Here is an 18,367-nt window from a genome sequence, read left to right as displayed (position 1 = left end):
GGTTAACTTTTTCATAATAATTATTATTAATATGTTTTAATACTTCATCGCAACATTCACCACAATAACCTTTTCCTAATTTCCAATAATATTTTTTCTTCATATGGATTTTGCTGATAATAATTAAAACCAAACATTTCGTTGTTTTTTACAATAATATCATTTAATCGAGCTTTAACTTTATTGTTTAACATTTCTGCCAGAACATTGTTCGTATGGATATCTAAATGGCAGTAAAAAAATCTTCAATACAACCAATTTTAGTAACAATCGGTTGATGATTCGTGATTTGTCCTATTATATGAATGCCTCCTTTAAAGATAAAAAATAGTAAGCAAGTGATGATTAACAAGTAAAATTTAATATATTAAAATTAAGTTTAAATCTGTTGATTTTTGTCCACTTAGTATTCTGTTTTTATATAAAATAATTTAGCTCTAATTATTTTTTGTAATTAGTGACATTAAAATATGATCCCCCCATTCACCATTAATTTGTAAGTAAGCTTTTGCATATCTCTCTGGTTTAAAACCTATCTTTTTCAGTAAATTACCACTGCAATGATTATGCAGCATATAATTTGCCATAATTCTATGCATCTGCTGCTGTTCTTGCATAAAATGAATCGTTGGCATTAATCCTTCATACATCAAGCCCTTTTCTTGCTACATTTCACTGATTAAGTAACCCAGATAACAAGCTTTAAAAGCCCCTCTAATAATATTACTGAAATTAATTACACCAATAACTTCAGTTTGCTGTTTATCTAATAGTAGAAAATGAAAAGCACTTTTACGACGATGCATTTCTGCCATAATATGCAAACGTTTACTCCAGGCAGTAGGCTGATAATAACTGCTATCACGAATAGGCTCACATGTCTTTAAAAAATTTTCATTCCGGCAATAATAAGCCAGACGATAAGCATCGGTTTCACAAGCTAACCGTAGGAGCAAACGTTCAGTAATAGAATAACATTCAGGCTTTCTGGTTCGATATCTAAACATCGTGGCCAACTCCAGAATATGGTGTGCTGAATATAAATATATTTTGTTTTTACAATAGTAAGTATATCTAATTTACTAGTATTATATTTATAAAACATCACTGTATGACACCAAATGGTGTTTAATGTCTCCGGTAACACAAGCGTGAAACCTCGGTAAATATTTTCTCTTACTCGATAATATGTTAGTAGTGTTGGGTTTTTTTGTCGTCTTTCCACTGATATCGATCCACTTTGTTGAGCAATTAGGTTGGCCTGGTTTGGTGGTTGGTTTTGCCCTTAGACAATTATTTCAACGAGGTTTAGGCATTTTTGGTGGTGCTATAGCCGATCGTTTCGGCGCTAAGCCAATGATAGTGCTAGGTATGTTATTACGTGCTATCGGTTTCGCCTTAATGGCGATGGCTACTGTGCCCTGGATTTTTGGGCTATCTTGCATTCTGTCAGCCTTAGGCGGGACTTTATTTGATCCCCCTCATACAGTCTTGGTCATTAAACTGACCAAACCACATGAACGAGGTCGTTTTTATTCATTATTATTAATGCAAGATAGTGCCGGCGCTGTTCTCGGAGCCCTGCTCGGTGGCTGGCTTTTACTGTATGATTTTCAGTTTGTTTGTTGGACAAGTACGATAATTTTAATTATCGCAGCCATTTCAAACGCGCCTGGCTGTTGCCTGCTTACCGTATCTCAGCTAGCCGGATATCAATTCGTACCGGGATGGGTAAAGTTTTTCGCGATCAACGCTTTTTAAAATATGTGCTTACTCTGAGTGGCTATTTTATACGTACAAGTTATGTTAATGTTTCCTATTGTCGTTAATGAGATAGCCGGCTCACCGACAGCTATTAAATGGATGTATGCCATTGAAGCCATTATCTCTTTAACTTTACTTTATCCCATGGCACGTTGGAGTGAAAAGCATTTTTGCCTCGAGCAACGGTTAATGACTGGTTTACTTCTAATGAGCCTGGCCATGTTTCCTATTGGTTTTACCCATTCACTGATGCTACTTTTTGCCCTTATTAGTCTGTTTTATTTAGGCACCATCACTGCTGAGCCAGCACGTGAAACATTGAGCGCTTCCACTAGCAGATCCTCATGCTCGCGCAGCAGTTATATGGGTTTTAGCCGATTAGGCCATGCCTTAGGTGGTGCAATAGGCTTTATCGGTGGTGGCTGGCTATATGATATCGGACATCGGTGGAATTTACCGGCACTACCTTGGCATCTGTTAACCATAATAGGATTATTAACCTTGTGGGCTTTTTGTACCAACAATTTAATCAGTAGAAAAAAACTATCATTTATAACGATGAATAGTTGTGTACAATCTTGCTATCAAAATTACAGGAGAAAAACAAAACATGAAGCACTTTTTTTGCCGGAGCACTATTGTTACTATCTGGAGTGATAGCCGGATGAGATCAATTAACTGAATTCAGTATTAGTGAAGATACCATTAATAACTATCTTAGCAAACATACCCACTATAGTAAAAAAATAGGTATTGCCGGCCTTGCTGATGCTAGTATCGATCTAGCCAATCTTGCTACTCAAATAGGTCTGACTGAACCGAATAAAATTACCCTAACGGGAGTAGCTAAAATTAAGCTTGAAACACTATTAGGTTCAACACATGCAGAAGTCTCTTTAGCTATCACTTCACTGCCCTATTTTAAGTAGCTACCGGTGCTATCTATTTAAAAGAATTGACAATCTCTGATCAAAAAATTACACCAGAAAAAATGGCCAGTACAATTACAACAATACTGCCGATTGTGAATAACTCCTTAAAAGCCTATTTTGAAAAAAATCCTGTCTATTTATTACAACCAGAAAAAAGTAAAGCATAAGCATTGGCCAAGAAAATCGCTAAAGGACTTGAAGTCAAACCGGGTAAGTTAGTTATTCCATTAGTAGAATAAGTAACTTAGTAGTCAATAGGAAATAACAAGCGCTATATACTCGCCTGTTAGATTTAAAGAATAAGTTACAGCGTCACTAATTGTCAGCCAGCTCTTCGCGCAATGCGACTAAAGCTTCACGCGTCATCATAACGAGAGTAGGATAAAAATCACTCACTGCATGGGTTTCCACTTGGCTAAAAAATGATTCACTCGCAGGTAAAATAAACTGATCAACTAACTAAATTTGTGTTAATAGCGGGATCCTGCGCCGCATTATATTCCAAACAAGATGCTGCCAATAATAAAGCAGCAAAACGATCAGCTTTTTCCGCTGATAGTGGTATTCCATTTGCTACTAAAAATTCATTAACTGCCGTTGCTGATATTTCACTATGTTGACTAATGCCGTTAGCAATAGCTGAGGTAGGATCAAGAAACAATTGCTCAAAATCTTTAATTACTAACGCTAAATCCTGGCTACTAGCGCGGCTAATTGCGTTAATAATTCATCTTGTTCTAAAGGCCAAGACAATTTCAATTGATTTTGACTAATCAATTCAAATAAAGGTTTAGTAACGGGATCTTCTGGGGAACGATTAAATAATGTTCCTAGTATTCGGCAAATCAGGGAAAATTCATTCATTATTTTTTCCAACTTATGCTATGCATTTAATAATTTTACTTATTAGTAAGGACAACAAAACCTTGACGGTAATATCGAATATATTTTCAACAGATTGTTCTTTATTTATTTTGTTAACTGCAAAAAAGACAAAAGTTGCAATATATTATTGACGGTTAGACTGCTTTTCCCTATAGTAGTGCCCCCATCATTCTAGTATCCTACTATATTAAAATGATAACCGGTGAGGTGTCCGAGTGGCTGAAGGAGCACGCCTGGAAAGTGTGTATACGTGAAAACGTATCGAGGGTTCGAATCCCTCCCTCACCGCCATATAAAATATCTGCCAACAACCTATTTTAGTTCCCTCCACAAACTTAAATTGCAGAGCCCCCTGGCCGCCATACTGACAGAGATATTGATATAACGCATTCATGCCTAACCAACGATTTGCACACCAATCTGGCGCGAGTAAAGTCGGCCGACGCGCATTGGCACAAATACGATGATAAATAATATTTTTTGGTGTATGACAGATCATTTCTCCAGCCATTTCAACGTACTCAGTTAATTCAAGTGATAACAAACGCCCAGCACGCCAAGCTTTCGCCATTATACTACCATCAACAATATGTAATGGATGCAATTTAATACCATCAACACCGGTATCGATAATACGAGATATTGTTTGCAGAATTTCCCTAGCTGTTTCGCCTGGTAGGCCAACAATTACGTGAACACAAGCATTTAATCCCTTTTTACCGGCAATTTGAGCAATTTTTTGATAACTGGCAAAATCCGGCCTCGATTGATCTTTTTTAGGGGTTTTATCATGGGATGTTTGTAAACCACCTAGTTCCAACAGATTTCATATCCTTGCTGCTGATATTCTACTAATAAATCCAATACTGGTTGCGAAACACAATCTGGGCGCGTACCGACACAAAGTCCAACAATATTAGCCTGATTTAATGCCTGTTGATATAACGCCTTTAAAATTGAAACTTCAGATAAGTATTGGTATAAGCTTGAAAATAAGCCAGATAACGTTGAGCACGATGGATTTTTTTTACTTTTTGCGCAATCTGTTGCTGGATGGAAAATTGCTGTTGCTGCTCATCGGAAAAAGAGGCAACATTGCAAAAGGTACAGCCGCCACGTCCTAAGGAGCCATCACGATTATGGCAACTAAAACCACCATGCAAACTAATCTTATGAATTTTTTCACCATAACGGCGCTGAAGATCAACGCCAAACATAGTAACAACATCATTTAACTGCATAAAATAACAATTAATTAGCGGTATCTAATTGGGCAAAACTTTTCACCAAATCATCGATAGCTTTAACCTGTTCAAGAAAAGGCGCTAATTTTGCTAATGGCAGTGCCGATGGCCCATCACATTTTGCGTTAGCCGGATCAGGATGTGCTTCCAGAAATAATCCCGCTAAACCGACTGCCATACCCGCTCTAGCCAACTCAGCAACCTGTGCACGGCGACCGCCGGAAGCAGAACCAAAAGGATCACGACATTGTAATGCATGAGTAACGTCGAAAATAACCGGAGAACCCTTTGATACATTCATCATGACATTGAAGCCTAACATATCGACAACCAAATTATCATAACCAAAATTTGCTCCACGATCACAGAGAATAACTTTTTCATTACCTGCTTCTTTAAATTTCTCAACAATATTGCCCATTTGTCCAGGGCTTACAAATTGGGGTTTTTTAACATTAATGACTGCACCGGTTTTGGCCATCGCTTCAACTAGGTCAGTTTGCCTTGTTAAAAAAGCCGGTAGTTGAATAACGTCAACCACCTCAGCAACCGGAGCCGCTTGCGCTGGCTCATGAACATCCGTAATTACCTTAACGCCAAATATTTGTTTGATTTCTTGAAAAATTTTCATTCCTTCTTCAAGCCCTGGGCCGCGATAGGAATGAATCGAAGAACGGTTCGCTTTATCGAAGGATGCCTTAAAAACATAAGGAATGTTAAGCTTGTCTGTTACGGTGACATAATGTTCGCAAATCTTCATTGCCAGATCGCGCGATTCAAGCACATTCATACCACCAAATAATACAAATGGTAGATTATTTGCCACTTTGATATCATCAATGGCGACTACTTTATATTGCATGCTTTTACCCTTTCTATGACAGCAAATTAGTGACGATTTTTAATGATCAATGCAATATAATCTGCTGCCCTTTTATTGAATAGATTTGCATTTTTATCATTTCAGAAACAGGATCTTCTGGACATTGCTCAACAAAATAATTTAAATCAGAAATGGCAACATGATTACATTCAAGATGAGCAAAAATAAGTCCTCTATCACGTATCTCATAAGGATCCTTCGGATCAAAAATTAATAATGTTTCACAAACTCTTAGCGCTTGTTCCATTTTATTTTCTTCCATCAACGCTGCTTTTATTGTATCAAACATTTTTCGTATGATAATTCTATGCGAAGTTTCTTCTATATCTTTTTGCGTCAGATGAGCAAAAGGGCTAATTGTTCCCTTGACCCATAAATCAAGCATCTGCTCGGTGAGCGTTTCACCATTTATCGGGTTAATATACCAATAAGTACCATCTTCTCGGCGAACACATAGAATAAGCTGAGTCAGAAAAATAATCGGCATCACCGGCAACTGCAATTGAGTGGCAACATGCAAAAAAATTGTCCCCAATGAAACAGGTGCCCCTTGTCTTGCTATTAGAACTTTATCCAGCCAAAGCGCCTCAGAAAGCGAATAAACCCCCGTTACACCGCTAAAAAGCCAGTCTCGATAAAATAACTTTAGTAATATAGATACTTGCGTTTCTATATCATCATCAGTTTGTATTGTTTGTCTTGCTTCGGCAACCAGAAGCCTAAGTTGTGGATTGACTTGTTCAACAGGAAAATCTGGCCGAATAATCCGTGAAACAAGTATAATACCTTCGCTCAGTGGTGCTTTATTAAATTCAAAATCAGCTATGGTTTTCATCACATTTCCATTGACCTACCGTAATACGATCATTACCACCATAATCCTGAAAAGTTACTACCTGTTGATAATGATGACAGGAAAATAACTGCCTTACGTGCCTTCCCTGCAACCACCCGTGTTCTAGTAAAAGCCATCCCTTATTAGCTAAATAGTTACGCGATTGTTCAATTATCAATTGAATATCAGCCAACCCATGATTAGCCGATATTAATGCTGTTTTAGGTTCAAAACGCACATCACCTTGTTGTAAATGTGGATCACATTCATCAATGTAAGGTGGATTACTGACAATCATATCAAATTGCTGAATAGGTAGTGAAGTAAACCAATTACTTTTGCAAAATTTGACATTATTAATTACCAAATTATTTGCATTAAGTTGGGCTAGCATAATTGCCGAATCACTAATATCAATACCAATTATCTGCGCTTGTGGACACTCTGATGCTAAAGCTAATGCCACAGCACCGGTACCCGTCCCCAAATCTAATATTTTTACTGCTCGCTTTCCTGGTAATAATTGTAATGCTCGCTCAACTAAGCACTCTGTATCCGCACGAGGTATTAACGTAATAGGTGAAACTTTCATTGGTAACGACCAAAACTCTTTTTCTTCTACTAAATAGGCCATAGGCTCACCCTTAGCCCGACGAGCTAATAGATGTTCAAGCTGCTGTTGTTGCTTAACGGTTAATTCTGTTTCTCGAAATGCAATAAGAAAAGTCCGTGTTTTTCCGGTTATATATTGCAACAAAATTTCAGCATCACGTTTAGCACTATCACTGTGGCAAAGTTTATTAGCCGCATAGGCTAACCAATGCTGATAATTCATTAATCCCGTTCTGATAAAGCAGAGAGTTGATCTGCTTGATATTCGTTAATAATCGGTTGGATTAATATATCTAATTTTCCCTCTATCACTTCATCTAAACGATAGAGAGTTAAATTGATACGATGATCAGTAATGCGGCCTTGGGGAAAATTATAAGTTCTGATCCTATCGGAACGATCACCTGAGCCGAGTAAATTACGGCGCTCAGATGCTTCTGCTTCATGGCGTTTTTGCATTTCCAATGCACGAATACGGGCAGCTAAAACTGACAGCGCTTTGGCTTTATTTTTATGCTGAGAACGTTCATCCTGACACTCGACCACAATTCCGGTTGGAATATGGGTAATACGGATCGCGGAGTCAGTGGTATTAACGTGCTGTCCGCCAGCGCCTGATGAACGAAAAGTATCAATTCTTAAGTCACTAGGGTTGATATCCGGTAACTCTGTTGCTGGAATTTCAGCCAGAATGGCTACTGTACAAGCAGAAGTATGAATACGCCCTTGAGATTCAGTCTCCGGTACGCGCTGGACACGATGTCCCCCTGACTCAAACTTTAGGCGGCCATATACACTATCACCAGAAACTTTAGCGATAATTTCTTTGTAACCACCGTGTTCTCCTTCACTGGCATTCATAACTTCAATCCGCCAGCGTCGGGATTCAGCATAGCGGCTATACATTTTAAAAAGATCACCGGCAAATATCGCCGCCTCATCACCACCGGTACCGGCCCGAATTTCTAAAAAGCAATTTTTTTCATCATCGGGATCTGTTGGTAACAATAAAATCTGTAACTGTTGTTCAAATTCCTCATTACGCTTTTTCGCTTCTTTTAATTCGTCCTGAGCCATCTCGCGCATTTCAGGATCATGCAATAATATTTCAGCCGTCTCAATATCTTGCTGAACAGTGCGCCATAACTGAAAACATTTGGTTACATCTGTTAACTGAACATACTCCTTAGACAACGCCTGGAAACGCTCTTGATCTGCGATCACCTCAGCATCAACCAGGTGTGCTTGAATTTCTTCGTAGCGTTCCTGCAATGCTTCTAACTTAGCAATTATTGAAGGCTTCATTCGTTATGTTAGACCTTACTAAAGGTAGTTTAATTTTGCTCCAGTCCTAAGCTATCTTTTAAAATATTAAGACGGTGAATATCACCATCTGTCGCTGCTTGCTGGAGTGATTTGGTTGGTGTGTGGATCAGGCGATTCATTAACTGATAGGTCAATTGATTGATCACTTGCTCGTTATCTGCGCCATTTCGCAGCGAAGCAAGTGCTTTTTCTGCCATTTCAGCCCTAATTTGCTCTGCCTGACCACGATAATCACGAATTGTATTGACTGATGACTGAGAACGCAACCAATCCATAAAATAAGCACTTTCTTGCTCAACAATAAGCTCAGCCTGAACTGCCGCCATTTTCCGTTGTTCGACATTGCGTTGCACAATCGCATACAAATCATCAACGCTATAGAGATAAATATTATTTAATCTGTCAATATCAGGTTCAATATCTCGCGGAACAGCAATATCAATCAGCAACATCGGCTTATTACGGCGGACTTTCATTGCCCTTTCAACCATCCCTTTACCAATGATCGGTAAAGGGATGGCAGTAGAACTAATCACAATATCCGAATCGGCTAAACGGGTATCAATTTCAGCTAAAGTGATAACTTCCGCACCAACTTGATTAGCAAAACGTGCAGCGCGTTCTCGAGTTCGGTTAGCGATAATCAAATGCTTAGCATGATGTTCACGCAGATGGCGCGCAGCCAGTTCGATAGTCTCGCCGGCACCTACCAGTAAAATATGCAATTCAGACAGTGATTCAAAAATTTGACGAGCTAGCGTACAAGCGACAAAAGCAACTGAAACTGCATTAGCGCCAATTTCGGTTTCCGTACGAATACGTTTAGCAACTGAAAATGAACGTTGAAATAAACGCTCCAACTCACTAGATAACTTTGTATAGTGCTGAGATTTAGAAAATGCTTGTTTAACTTGACCTAAAATTTGCGGCTCACCTAAGACTAATGAATCTAATCCACTGGCAACACGCATTAAGTGGCTAACAGCAGCATTATCTTGGTGCCAATAAATACTTGTTCTAACATCATTTAAATTTAAACGATGATAGTTACATAACCAATCAATTAATTGATCTTGTAAGGATTCTTGTGAATCAACGCATAGATAAAGTTCAGTACGGTTACACGTAGAGAGTACAACGCCACTGTGAACAAGTGGCTGCTGAAGTAAATTATCCAGTGCGTGTTCAATTTTTTCCGGCCCAAAAATTAACCGTTCACGTAACGTTATAGGCGCGGTTTTATGGTTTATACCGAGTGCAAGTAATGTCATATTCACTAAATCAAGTAACTAAATGGTTTCTAAACATCTGTTAAGCACACAAAAATAAAACCAATAACTTTAATAAGGAAATTTTGAGGTAGTATTCTACTTTATGCAACTAGGCAATTAAAGATGTTAAACTAAGCAAATGAATAATTCGGGCATTTTTTCCCAATTGTAGTTACATTTACCTTAATAATTTTCTGATCGATATCAACAAATTAATACCACTTGTGTGAATAGGAAATATTTAATGATACTCATTGCCAAGCAGTTTGCCAATTTACGTCACTATTGTTGCAAATTTATTCCACTAATTGCTGTTTTTTTGACCGCCTGTACATTCAATCAACAATTAACAACTGAAAAAAACGGCTCATTAACCAATCCATTATGGATAAACCACCAGCAGCAACTGGTCAAGTTGACAAAATTTCAAACCCATGGTGCTTTTGCCTATATTGGCCCAGATAATAAAACCTATGCCAAATTCTTTTGGCAACAATATATGCTGTCTAATTACCGCCTGTTACTGACCAATCCATTAGGGACAACAGAATTAGAGCTCAATGTAACCCCTGGCGTTACTCAACTAATGGATAGAGAAGGTAAAAAATATGTCAATCATCATCCAGCACAGATGATTTATCAATTAACAGGTATGGAAATCCCAATTGAAAATCTGTCCTATTGGTTAATCGGTTTACCCACTAATGCCACATCATTCACATTAGACGAAAATGGCCTGTTAAAAACCATCGAATATAGGCAAAATGGCGAAACCTGGCATTTGAACTACCTTGCTTATCATCAGGATAGCCAGCCTAAACTACCTAGCCGAATTGAATTAACCCAAGGTAAACAACGTATTAAGTTAAAAATGGACAGTTGGACGCTAAACGAATGACATTAACCTGGCCCTCTCCAGCAAAGCTTAACTTATTTCTATATATTACCGGCCGTCGAGCTGATGGTTACCATCAACTTCAGACTCTGTTCCAATTTCTTAACTATGGTGATGAAATTACAATCAAACCACGTGAAGATAATCAAATTCGGCTGCTTACACCCTTTACTAATCTGCCAGCAGAAAATAACCTTATTGTTAAAGCAGCGCGTTTATTACAGCGCTATTGCATTGAAGTAGATCGCGCTAATAATCATCAAGGTGCCGATATTTATGTTAAGAAAAGGTTACCTACGGGTGGTGGTTTAGGTGGTGGCTCCTCTAACGCAGCAAACACATTGATTGCCTTAAATTACCATTGGCAAACTCATATTGATGATAATACTCTAGCCGAGCTTGGCCGTCAGCTCGGTGCCGATGTTCCGGTATTCGTAATAGGTCATGCCGCTTTTGCACAAGGCATCGGTGATCAACTTTTACCGGTCAATCCGGCAGAAAAATGGTATTTAGTGGCCCACCCTGGAATAAATATTGCTACTCAACAAATTTTTGCTGATCCGGAATTAAAACGAAATTCAGCAAAACGCTCGTTAAGCGCATTGTTACAAGGGCCATACGCAAATGATTGTGAACCAATCGCAAGAAAACGTTTCCTTGAGGTTGAAGAGCTTATTTCATGGCTGCTAGAATATACATCATCACGTCTTACCGGCACAGGTGCTTGCGTTTTTGCTGAATTCGAAACTGAAGCTGCTGCCCGTAAGGTGTTAAATAAAGCCCCAGAGTGGGTGCAGGGTTTCGTTGCGCAAGGTGTTAACCAGTCTCCTTTGCATACATTCCGCGCTGGGATTTCCAGATATTGAAACCATCAATAATATTTTTTGGTCGATAATATCTTTATAGACGCAAGCCTGAGGTTTTTTACGTGCCTGATATGAAGCTTTTTGCTGGTAATGCTACACCGGAACTTGCTCAACGTGTTGCTAACCGACTGTATACGAGCCTTGGCGACGCTGCGGTTGGTCGTTTTAATGATGGTGAAGTTAGTGTACAAATTAATGAAAATGTCCGTGGTGGTGATGTTTTCATCATACAATCAACATGTGCACCAACAAATGACAATTTAATGGAGCTTGTTGTCATGGTTGATGCACTACGCCGTGCATCTGCTGGTCGGATCACCGCTGTCATTCCCTATTTTGGTTATGCGCGTCAAGATCGCCGTGTACGTTCAGCGCGTGTGCCTATTACCGCTAAAGTAGTGGCCGATTTTCTTTCCAGTGTCGGTGTTGACCGGGTCTTAACTGTCGATCTACATGCCGAGCAAATCCAGGGTTTTTTTGATGTGCCGGTAGATAACGTTTTTGGTAGTCCGATCTTGTTAGAAGATATGCTACAACAAAATCTAGACAATCCGATCGTCGTTTCACCCGATATAGGTGGAGTAGTACGCGCCCGCGCCATTGCCAAATTATTAAATGACACAGATATGGCCATTATTGATAAACGTCGGCCACTAGCAAATGTTTCCCAAGTTATGCATATTATTGGTGATGTCGCTAATCGAGACTGTGTACTAGTTGATGATATGATAGATACCGGTGGTACCTTGTGTAAAGCCGCTGAAGCACTTAAGGAACGAGGCGCTAAACGGGTCTTTGCATATGCTACCCATCCCATATTTTCCGGTAATGCCGTCGCTAATATTAAAGATTCAGTTATTGATGAGGTGGTTGTTTGTGACACTATTCCCTTATCCGCTGAAATCAAAAAGCTCAATAAGGTTCGCTCATTAACGCTATCAGGCATGTTGGCTGAAGCTATTCGCAGGATCAGCAACGAAGAGTCAATCTCAGCGATGTTTGAACACTAAATAATAAATTACGCATAGTTAAATTTTTAGCTGCCGCATTTATTAACTTAATACTACCGAAAACCCTTTGATATTTATCACGGGGTTTTTCTTTACTGTAAAATAGATTACCGACGATGGCGCTCGTCAAAATTTCGTAGCCACTAATAACGATCAGCAATGCCTTCACGGCCACTCACCCTGGCACCGGCTAACCAAATCAAAGCACCAATAAAAAGACTAATCAGTGATATTTCTGCTAAATATTCTGGTAGATCTAATTCAAAAACATGATTGCAAATATTATATGCAATACTGATCACCATAATAGCCATGCCAGTTACCATCAAGCAATTACCTAATAAAAAAGACTGTTTTCTTTTCATATCATACCCTCCAAAATACTTATCACTATGTATAATATTGAATAATAAAAATACCTGCTCTTTTGCTATATTATAGTAATAGTTTTCCGACTCAGATTGAGGAAATGATCACATTAGATAATATTTTACTCACAAATCTATACATAAAATTATTTTTTTTGAAAAAATAGTAGCTATTATGCAGCTAACCTGATCAACCTATTCTACTGTCATCAAATTTAACTTTTTGTAGTCGGTTATCAGAAAAGGTAAGCTATGTTCTTTAATTAAAACCGCTCAATAGTGAAAGAATATGGTGAGTAACATAAAACTGATCGTCGGTCTGGCTAATCCAGGTTCTGAATATGCCCTTACTCGGCATAATGCAGGCGCCTGGTATGTCGAATTATTAGCCAAACAACATAATCAATTACTAAAAGAAGAAAGTAAATTCTTTGGTTATACCGCCAGGATCAACTTTTCGAATAATGACGTTCGCTTACTGATACCGACAACATATATGAATCTCAGTGGAAAATCAGTGTTAGCATTAGCCAGTTTTTATCGCATAAAGCCGCTGAAATTCTTGTCGCCCATGATGAATTAGATTTAATGCCAGGTAGCGCCAAAATAAAATTAGGCGGCAGCAATGGCGGACATAATGGTCTTAAAGATATTCAAAACAAACTAGGCAACAACCCTAATTTTTACCGTTTACGCATCGGGATTGGTCACCCCGGTGATAAAAATAAAGTTGTCGGCTTTGTGTTGAATAAACCCACCCTTAAGGAACAAAAATTAATCGATGATACCATTGATGAAGCAATACGTTGTACACCGATCCTGCTTAATGAAGGCGTCAATAAAGCAGTAAACCAGTTACTCGCTTTTAAACCATCGAGTTAATACTATTACATCATATCTTCGGCAAGGTAACTTTTACGTGTATAATCATCGATAAATTCATTCATATTTATCAATTAGCGATACGCGATTGAACAGATAAAAACTAAGGTAACATATTTATGGGATTTAAATGCGGTATCGTTGGTCTGCCAAATGTAGGAAAATCAACGCTTTTTAATGCACTGACCAAAGCAGGCATCGAGGCAGCAAACTTCCCTTTTTGTACTATTGAGCCTAATACCGGTGTGGTAACGATGCCCGATCCTCGTCTTGATCAATTGGCGCAAATTGTCAAGCCACAGCGAGTACTACCCACAACAATGGAGTTTGTCGACATTGCCGGACTGGTAAAAGGCGCATCTAAAGGTGAAGGTTTAGGCAATCAATTCTTAACTAATATTCGTGAAACTGAAGCGATAGGCCATGTTGTTCGCTGTTTTGACAATGATAATATCATCCATGTTGCCGGCCAGGTTGATCCACTAGCGGATATTGATATCATTAATACTGAATTGGCTTTAGCTGAATTAGATAGCTGTGAACGCGCTATTCATCGCATTCAGAAAAAAGCTAAAGGTGGCGACAAAGAAGCAAAAATTGAATTAGACATTTTGACAAAATGTTTACCGCATCTTGAAAACGCAGAGATGCTACGAACTCTAGTGTTAAGTAAAGAAGAAAAAGCCGCCATCCGCTATCTCAGCTTTTTAACCCTCAAACCAACTATGTATATTGCCAATGTGAGTGAAGATGGCTTTAACAATAATCGCCACCTAGATGCAGTGCGGGCCATTGCTGAAAAAGAGGGCTCGGTGGTGGTGCCAGTATGTGCTGCCGTTGAAGCCGATATCGCCGAACTGGATGAAGATGAACGCGACGAATTTATGGCTGAACTGGGTATTGAAGAACCGGGACTAAATCGTGTGATCCGCGCCGGTTATAAGTTACTTAATTTACAAACTTACTTCACTGCCGGAGTCAAAGAAGTTCGCGCCTGGACCATCTCAATTGGTGCCACCGCACCACAAGCGGCAGGTAAAATTCATACCGATTTTGAAAAAGGTTTTATCCGCGCCCAGACAATCTCATTTGCCGATTTTATTCACTATAACGGCGAGCAAGGCGCCAAAGAAGCCGGTAAAATGCGCGCCGAGGGGAAAAATTATATTGTGCAAGATGGCGATGTAATGAACTTTTTGTTTAATGTTTGATCCATTCTAGTCGGCTTTATGGCATCTCAATACAATCTATAAAGATCGGAAAAAAACTTAACGCCCACGCAATTTACGTGGGCTTTTCTTTTCCATAGGGATACAATTTTTTATGCTAGCTCAATCAAAGCCGAGTACAAAATTGAGTATCACTATGATTACAACCCTTGGTTACCGGAAGCATGCCAAAAGTGTAGCCTCTTTCCCACAAATTTTTTGCCATACCATGCGATAGACACGATCTGTCGGATGAGCTTTATCTGAAGTAGACACTTTACTGTTATGACCCATAATAATATCGTAATTACAGCTATCGATAAATTGATTGCTAGCTCCAACTTTTTGCACCCCTTCTGATAAATGTAACTTTTCATACAGATTTGACATCGATTCTGGCTTCAGTAATCTCTCTTAGTGTGTGGTTAAATAACATCGTCCCACTTTCAAAATTATTAATTTGTCGCCTAACTTCATCATAAATACGTTTAGCTTTCTTCTCGTTGGTAGACGTTTGATATTTCGCTTTGGCAGAACTAGCCATCTCCTGATAACGAACAGCCTATAGTGGAAGTCCCATATTTATATAAATAAAGTGTGCATTACTTAAACCAACAATGTTAACTAATTCTTCTCTAGCTTATGAGCAATTTTAATTGCCACTTTATGCATCTCGGTGGCAGGCAAACCTGCCGTGTATAGGTCGTTAGCGCCAAACCAAACAATAAAAAGAAAATTTTCATTATTTATAACTTGTAATGAGAAATCTTTCTCAAAAGCCTTCACCTCATTTTTCATAGTAGTAAGTGAACATATATGTGCAATAGCGTGCGGTATTCCCCACCGTAGCACCACCAACTGCATAATTAGCATATCGAAACCACAGGTCAGAACCTTGTCCCCAGCTGGATTCTTGAGAAAATGATTGATGCTTGCTAGTTAATTTTTTCGAAGTGCTAGCATTAGCCATCACAAGTGATCCTCCACCTGTCGCCGCTTCATACATATAATCTGTCCAGTTACGGCAATAACTGTAACGACCTGTCGGATTCACCGTCATGGCACCGAATGCGCTAGCTAGCTTGCCAATATAGGAACTGGCCATAATACCTGTGTCAGACAAGCTGTCCAGAAAACAATAACATTACGAAATCGTGTCGTTTGCATTCCTTTTCCCTCGCTCACATTTTAGCATCATTAAATGATGTCATAAATTAAATAAAACATTTTTCGTTAATAGTAAGAACAACCGAACAATCGCATTGCTGTTCTGTCAGTTTGTTTGTCATTTCTTACCGTAAGTTTTATACATCCAATTCACAGAAATTGAGTGACTTTATTGAATAAATAGGACTATTACGAAAAAACTCACCAACTATTGCCAGCCTTTTGCAGTTGGGTTTACTAACTATTATTTCAGCCAGGCATGCGTGAACAGGTAGAAGGTATAAAACCGTCCTTTGTAACACTGGCCACAGTATCAACAGCAGACCAAATAAGTGGTTAAAACGGTAATTAACGCAATGATAATGGAGGGCTAAATCAGGCAGAGTGTAGCGGAAATTAATTAAAATACCGGTTATATAGATAAAAAAGATAAGTAACGGATCAATGCAGTGATGACAGTCGGCTACCTGCCACCACTGCTAACCACGCAACTAATAAGATCAGTCACAATAGTCAGCAGCGATTATAAAGTAAAATCCCAAACGATGAAACAACCAACTGTAAAATCAAGATGATATGCAACCGGTTAGTCATTTTGCCAATAAAAACCAAACTTTAACCCGCAGATAGAGATTAGTAGTAATTGGTTGAATATATTGTGTTTAATTTAGCTGAGCATTTCACCATCAGTTACCGAGCAAGCTGTTAAGTTTGCCAAATAAATAGCGCTCAGATGATCTGAGCGCTATTCAAATTAACAATAGATTGTTTATCAAAGCTCGTAGGCTAATAAGGCTTTGTGGCAGAGTTCAGAGCGGACACAATCACCAATGGTAAATTTGACGATGGTAACCAAATCGTCACAATCAAAGTGTCGTAACGCATCTTACAGAACAGACATGATCCCTAACGACAAGTCACATTGGGAAACATCGCCATTGACGACGACAGTCACGTTTTCTCCTAAGCGAGTTAAAAACATTTTCATTTGATTAGCCGTGACATTTTGTGCTTCATCCAGTATCACAAACGCGTTCTCAAATGTTCGGCCACGCATGTAAGCAAAAGGTGCAATTTCTACTTTGCCTATTTCTGGTCGTAAACAGTATTGTAGAAAAGAGTGTCCCAATCTTTTGGCTAAAATATCATATACCGGCCGAAAGAAAGGTGCGAATTTCTCTGCCATATCACCCGGAAGAAACCTAAATCCTCCTCTGCTTGTAGAACCGGGCGAGTTACAATAATTTTATTGATTCTTTATTAATGAGAGCATCAGCAGCCATTGCAGAACTAATAAATATTTTACCACATCCTGGCTTCACACCATTTGCCAAAATCAATTTTTGCCACTTAATAGCTTCAATATATTTTCTTTGTGCTTCACTGCGAGGAATAATCGGAGAACGATCACGAGTTTCACATGCCATACCAATGGTTTCAATACCTGTAAAATCAGCAAAAGATGCCACATTGTTGATCTCTTTTAAACGAGATGAGCGACTCTCTTTTCTTAAACATCTTCTTAATTTTCGGGGTGCTCTTGTTGCAGCTTTCTGTCTACTCATAGTTTTACCTTTCGATAGTCTATATGTCGATGGTAATAATATTTGAATATCTACACAAAAAAGCTATTTAAAACAGAGGATTGTCTCCAATTTTATGATTTGCAAGAAAAAACCGGTTACAAATTTCTCCATCTTGCATGTTATGGATAACTTATAACCGGTTAATGACTGAAGAGTATATTTTAAACATTTTATCATCTATATCCCCTATGCTAAACATCCTCAAGAGCCTAATATTATTTTATATCCATTAATTGACTATAAAAATATTTTAACATCTCTGATACAAAAAATATTGTCGATTATTGCTTGCCGGTCAACTTTATTACGCAAACAATTACCTTAAGTCATCTGATAATTTATTAATAACCGCAGTTAACGTGATCAACTTGATAATATGCTATTTGTTTGATAATAAGTGTTTTTTATTGTCGCGTGCAATTTTTGGCTAATCGATAACCCGCAGCAATAGCGGCCTGCTCATTTTCAAAAACAATACTATTTTTGGCTGATAAAACCTTATATCCCTGACAGTAAGAAAAGTGGTATATTTGGCTAATTTGATTACCTTTAATCGCAGCAGTAAGATAATTGCGCGCCATAGTAGAAATATTACTTTTTGTTTTAATTGATTTTTTTCTATTTCAGTAGTTG

17 protein-coding genes, 1 tRNA gene and 6 pseudogenes are annotated in these 18,367 nt (G+C 38.5%); 8 read left to right on the top strand and 16 right to left on the bottom strand.

Going from position 1 to position 18,367, the window contains the following annotated elements; translation table 11 throughout:
* Positions 1-437: 437 nt before the first annotated feature.
* Positions 438-1,007, bottom strand: a pseudogene (gene rimJ / locus ARADI_RS02475) (ribosomal protein S5-alanine N-acetyltransferase).
* A 181-nt stretch (positions 1,008-1,188) separates the two neighbouring features.
* Between rimJ and mdtH the strand changes: the two are divergent.
* Both mdtH and ARADI_RS21510 read left to right on the top strand, forming a co-directional pair.
* Positions 1,189-2,265: pseudogene (mdtH, locus tag ARADI_RS02470) on the top strand (multidrug efflux MFS transporter MdtH); the annotation flags it as partial.
* Positions 2,266-2,402: 137 nt separating this feature from the next.
* Positions 2,403-2,935, top strand: a pseudogene (locus ARADI_RS21510) (lipoprotein).
* Between the two features lie 212 nt (positions 2,936-3,147).
* Here the strand turns inward: ARADI_RS21510 and ARADI_RS02460 are convergent.
* Both ARADI_RS02460 and ARADI_RS02455 read right to left on the bottom strand, forming a co-directional pair.
* A complete protein-coding gene (locus tag ARADI_RS02460; protein ID WP_119711019.1) occupies positions 3,148-3,357 on the bottom strand; it encodes a hypothetical protein in 210 nt (69 codons plus the stop codon).
* Positions 3,358-3,383: 26 nt separating this feature from the next.
* A complete protein-coding gene (locus tag ARADI_RS02455; protein WP_182853039.1) occupies positions 3,384-3,560 on the bottom strand; it encodes a hypothetical protein in 177 nt (58 codons plus the stop codon).
* Positions 3,561-3,782: 222 nt separating this feature from the next.
* Here ARADI_RS02455 and ARADI_RS02450 point away from each other — a divergent pair.
* Positions 3,783-3,872, top strand: a tRNA-Ser gene (locus tag ARADI_RS02450).
* Positions 3,873-3,927: 55 nt separating this feature from the next.
* Here ARADI_RS02450 and mnmL read toward each other — a convergent pair.
* From mnmL to hemA, 6 genes and pseudogenes are all read right to left on the bottom strand, one after another.
* Positions 3,928-4,822 (bottom strand): annotated as a pseudogene (gene mnmL / locus ARADI_RS02445) (tRNA modification radical SAM protein MnmL/YtqA); the annotation flags it as partial.
* 10 nt (positions 4,823-4,832) lie between these two features.
* Positions 4,833-5,687 carry a 3-deoxy-8-phosphooctulonate synthase gene (gene kdsA, locus ARADI_RS02440; protein WP_119711018.1) on the bottom strand — a complete coding sequence of 285 codons (855 nt, stop codon included), beginning with the start codon at positions 5,685-5,687 and terminating at the stop codon, positions 4,833-4,835.
* Positions 5,688-5,733: 46 nt separating this feature from the next.
* Positions 5,734-6,543, bottom strand: coding sequence for an invasion regulator SirB1 (gene sirB1, locus ARADI_RS02435; RefSeq protein ID WP_119711017.1), 810 nt, complete (start codon positions 6,541-6,543; stop codon positions 5,734-5,736).
* Positions 6,527-7,378, bottom strand: a complete 852-nt coding sequence (gene prmC / locus ARADI_RS02430) for a peptide chain release factor N(5)-glutamine methyltransferase (protein ID WP_119711016.1) — start codon at positions 7,376-7,378, stop codon at positions 6,527-6,529. Before prmC ends, sirB1 begins: the two co-directional genes overlap by 17 nt.
* Positions 7,378-8,460 carry a peptide chain release factor 1 gene (gene prfA / locus ARADI_RS02425; RefSeq protein ID WP_119711015.1) on the bottom strand — a complete coding sequence of 361 codons (1,083 nt, stop codon included), beginning with the start codon at positions 8,458-8,460 and terminating at the stop codon, positions 7,378-7,380. The genes prmC and prfA overlap by 1 nt, the downstream gene beginning before the upstream one ends.
* 29 nt (positions 8,461-8,489) lie before the next feature.
* Positions 8,490-9,752, bottom strand: coding sequence for a glutamyl-tRNA reductase (gene hemA, locus ARADI_RS02420; RefSeq protein WP_119711014.1), 1,263 nt, complete (start codon positions 9,750-9,752; stop codon positions 8,490-8,492).
* A gap of 244 nt (positions 9,753-9,996) precedes the next feature.
* Here hemA and lolB point away from each other — a divergent pair, with 244 nt between their 5' ends.
* The 3 genes from lolB to prs all read left to right on the top strand — a co-directional run bounded on the left by lolB (position 9,997) and on the right by prs (position 12,523).
* Positions 9,997-10,650 (top strand): lipoprotein insertase outer membrane protein LolB, encoded by a 654-nt coding sequence (gene lolB, locus ARADI_RS02415; RefSeq protein ID WP_119711013.1) that lies wholly within the window; start codon positions 9,997-9,999, stop codon positions 10,648-10,650.
* On the top strand, positions 10,647-11,513 hold the full coding sequence (ispE, locus tag ARADI_RS02410; protein WP_119711012.1) for a 4-(cytidine 5'-diphospho)-2-C-methyl-D-erythritol kinase: 867 nt from the start codon (positions 10,647-10,649) through the stop codon (positions 11,511-11,513). The genes lolB and ispE overlap by 4 nt, the downstream gene beginning before the upstream one ends.
* 62 nt (positions 11,514-11,575) lie before the next feature.
* Positions 11,576-12,523, top strand: coding sequence for a ribose-phosphate diphosphokinase (prs, locus tag ARADI_RS02405; RefSeq protein ID WP_119711011.1), 948 nt, complete (start codon positions 11,576-11,578; stop codon positions 12,521-12,523).
* Positions 12,524-12,666: 143 nt separating this feature from the next.
* Here the strand turns inward: prs and ychH are convergent, their stop codons facing one another.
* Positions 12,667-12,888, bottom strand: a complete 222-nt coding sequence (gene ychH, locus ARADI_RS02400; protein ID WP_119711010.1) for a stress-induced protein YchH — start codon at positions 12,886-12,888, stop codon at positions 12,667-12,669.
* Positions 12,889-13,183: 295 nt separating this feature from the next.
* On the opposite strand from ychH, the pseudogene pth reads away from it, so the two are divergent.
* A pseudogene (gene pth / locus ARADI_RS02395) lies at positions 13,184-13,773 on the top strand (aminoacyl-tRNA hydrolase).
* Positions 13,774-13,892: 119 nt separating this feature from the next.
* Positions 13,893-14,984: a redox-regulated ATPase YchF gene (ychF, locus tag ARADI_RS02390; RefSeq protein WP_119711009.1), complete on the top strand. Its 1,092-nt coding sequence runs from the start codon at positions 13,893-13,895 to the stop codon at positions 14,982-14,984.
* 171 nt (positions 14,985-15,155) lie between these two features.
* On the opposite strand, the gene ARADI_RS02385 is transcribed toward ychF, so the two are convergent.
* The 6 genes and pseudogenes from ARADI_RS02385 to ARADI_RS21505 all read right to left on the bottom strand — a co-directional run bounded on the left by ARADI_RS02385 (position 15,156) and on the right by ARADI_RS21505 (position 18,315).
* Positions 15,156-15,371, bottom strand: a complete 216-nt coding sequence (locus tag ARADI_RS02385) for a hypothetical protein (protein ID WP_119711008.1) — start codon at positions 15,369-15,371, stop codon at positions 15,156-15,158.
* Complete coding sequence (locus tag ARADI_RS02380; RefSeq protein WP_182853038.1) at positions 15,355-15,525, bottom strand: hypothetical protein; 171 nt, start codon at positions 15,523-15,525, stop codon at positions 15,355-15,357. The genes ARADI_RS02385 and ARADI_RS02380 overlap by 17 nt, the downstream gene beginning before the upstream one ends.
* An 80-nt stretch (positions 15,526-15,605) precedes the next feature.
* Positions 15,606-15,779 carry an SGNH/GDSL hydrolase family protein gene (locus ARADI_RS02375; protein ID WP_182853037.1) on the bottom strand — a complete coding sequence of 58 codons (174 nt, stop codon included), beginning with the start codon at positions 15,777-15,779 and terminating at the stop codon, positions 15,606-15,608.
* Positions 15,769-16,086 (bottom strand): hypothetical protein, encoded by a 318-nt coding sequence (locus ARADI_RS02370; RefSeq protein WP_119711007.1) that lies wholly within the window; start codon positions 16,084-16,086, stop codon positions 15,769-15,771. The genes ARADI_RS02375 and ARADI_RS02370 overlap by 11 nt, the downstream gene beginning before the upstream one ends.
* A gap of 834 nt (positions 16,087-16,920) precedes the next feature.
* Positions 16,921-17,713, bottom strand: a pseudogene (gene phoH / locus ARADI_RS02365) (phosphate starvation-inducible protein PhoH).
* Positions 17,714-18,138: 425 nt separating this feature from the next.
* Positions 18,139-18,315 carry a sunset domain-containing protein gene (locus ARADI_RS21505; protein ID WP_439647070.1) on the bottom strand — a complete coding sequence of 59 codons (177 nt, stop codon included), beginning with the start codon at positions 18,313-18,315 and terminating at the stop codon, positions 18,139-18,141.
* Between the last annotated feature and the right edge of the window lie 52 nt (positions 18,316-18,367).

Origin of the sequence: Arsenophonus endosymbiont of Aleurodicus floccissimus, assembly GCF_900343025.1 — a bacterium.
Classification (GTDB): Bacteria; Pseudomonadota; Gammaproteobacteria; order Enterobacterales; family Enterobacteriaceae; genus Arsenophonus.
The sequence above is the reverse complement of the archived record's forward strand: the minus strand, read 5'-3'. Positions and strand labels throughout refer to the sequence as shown.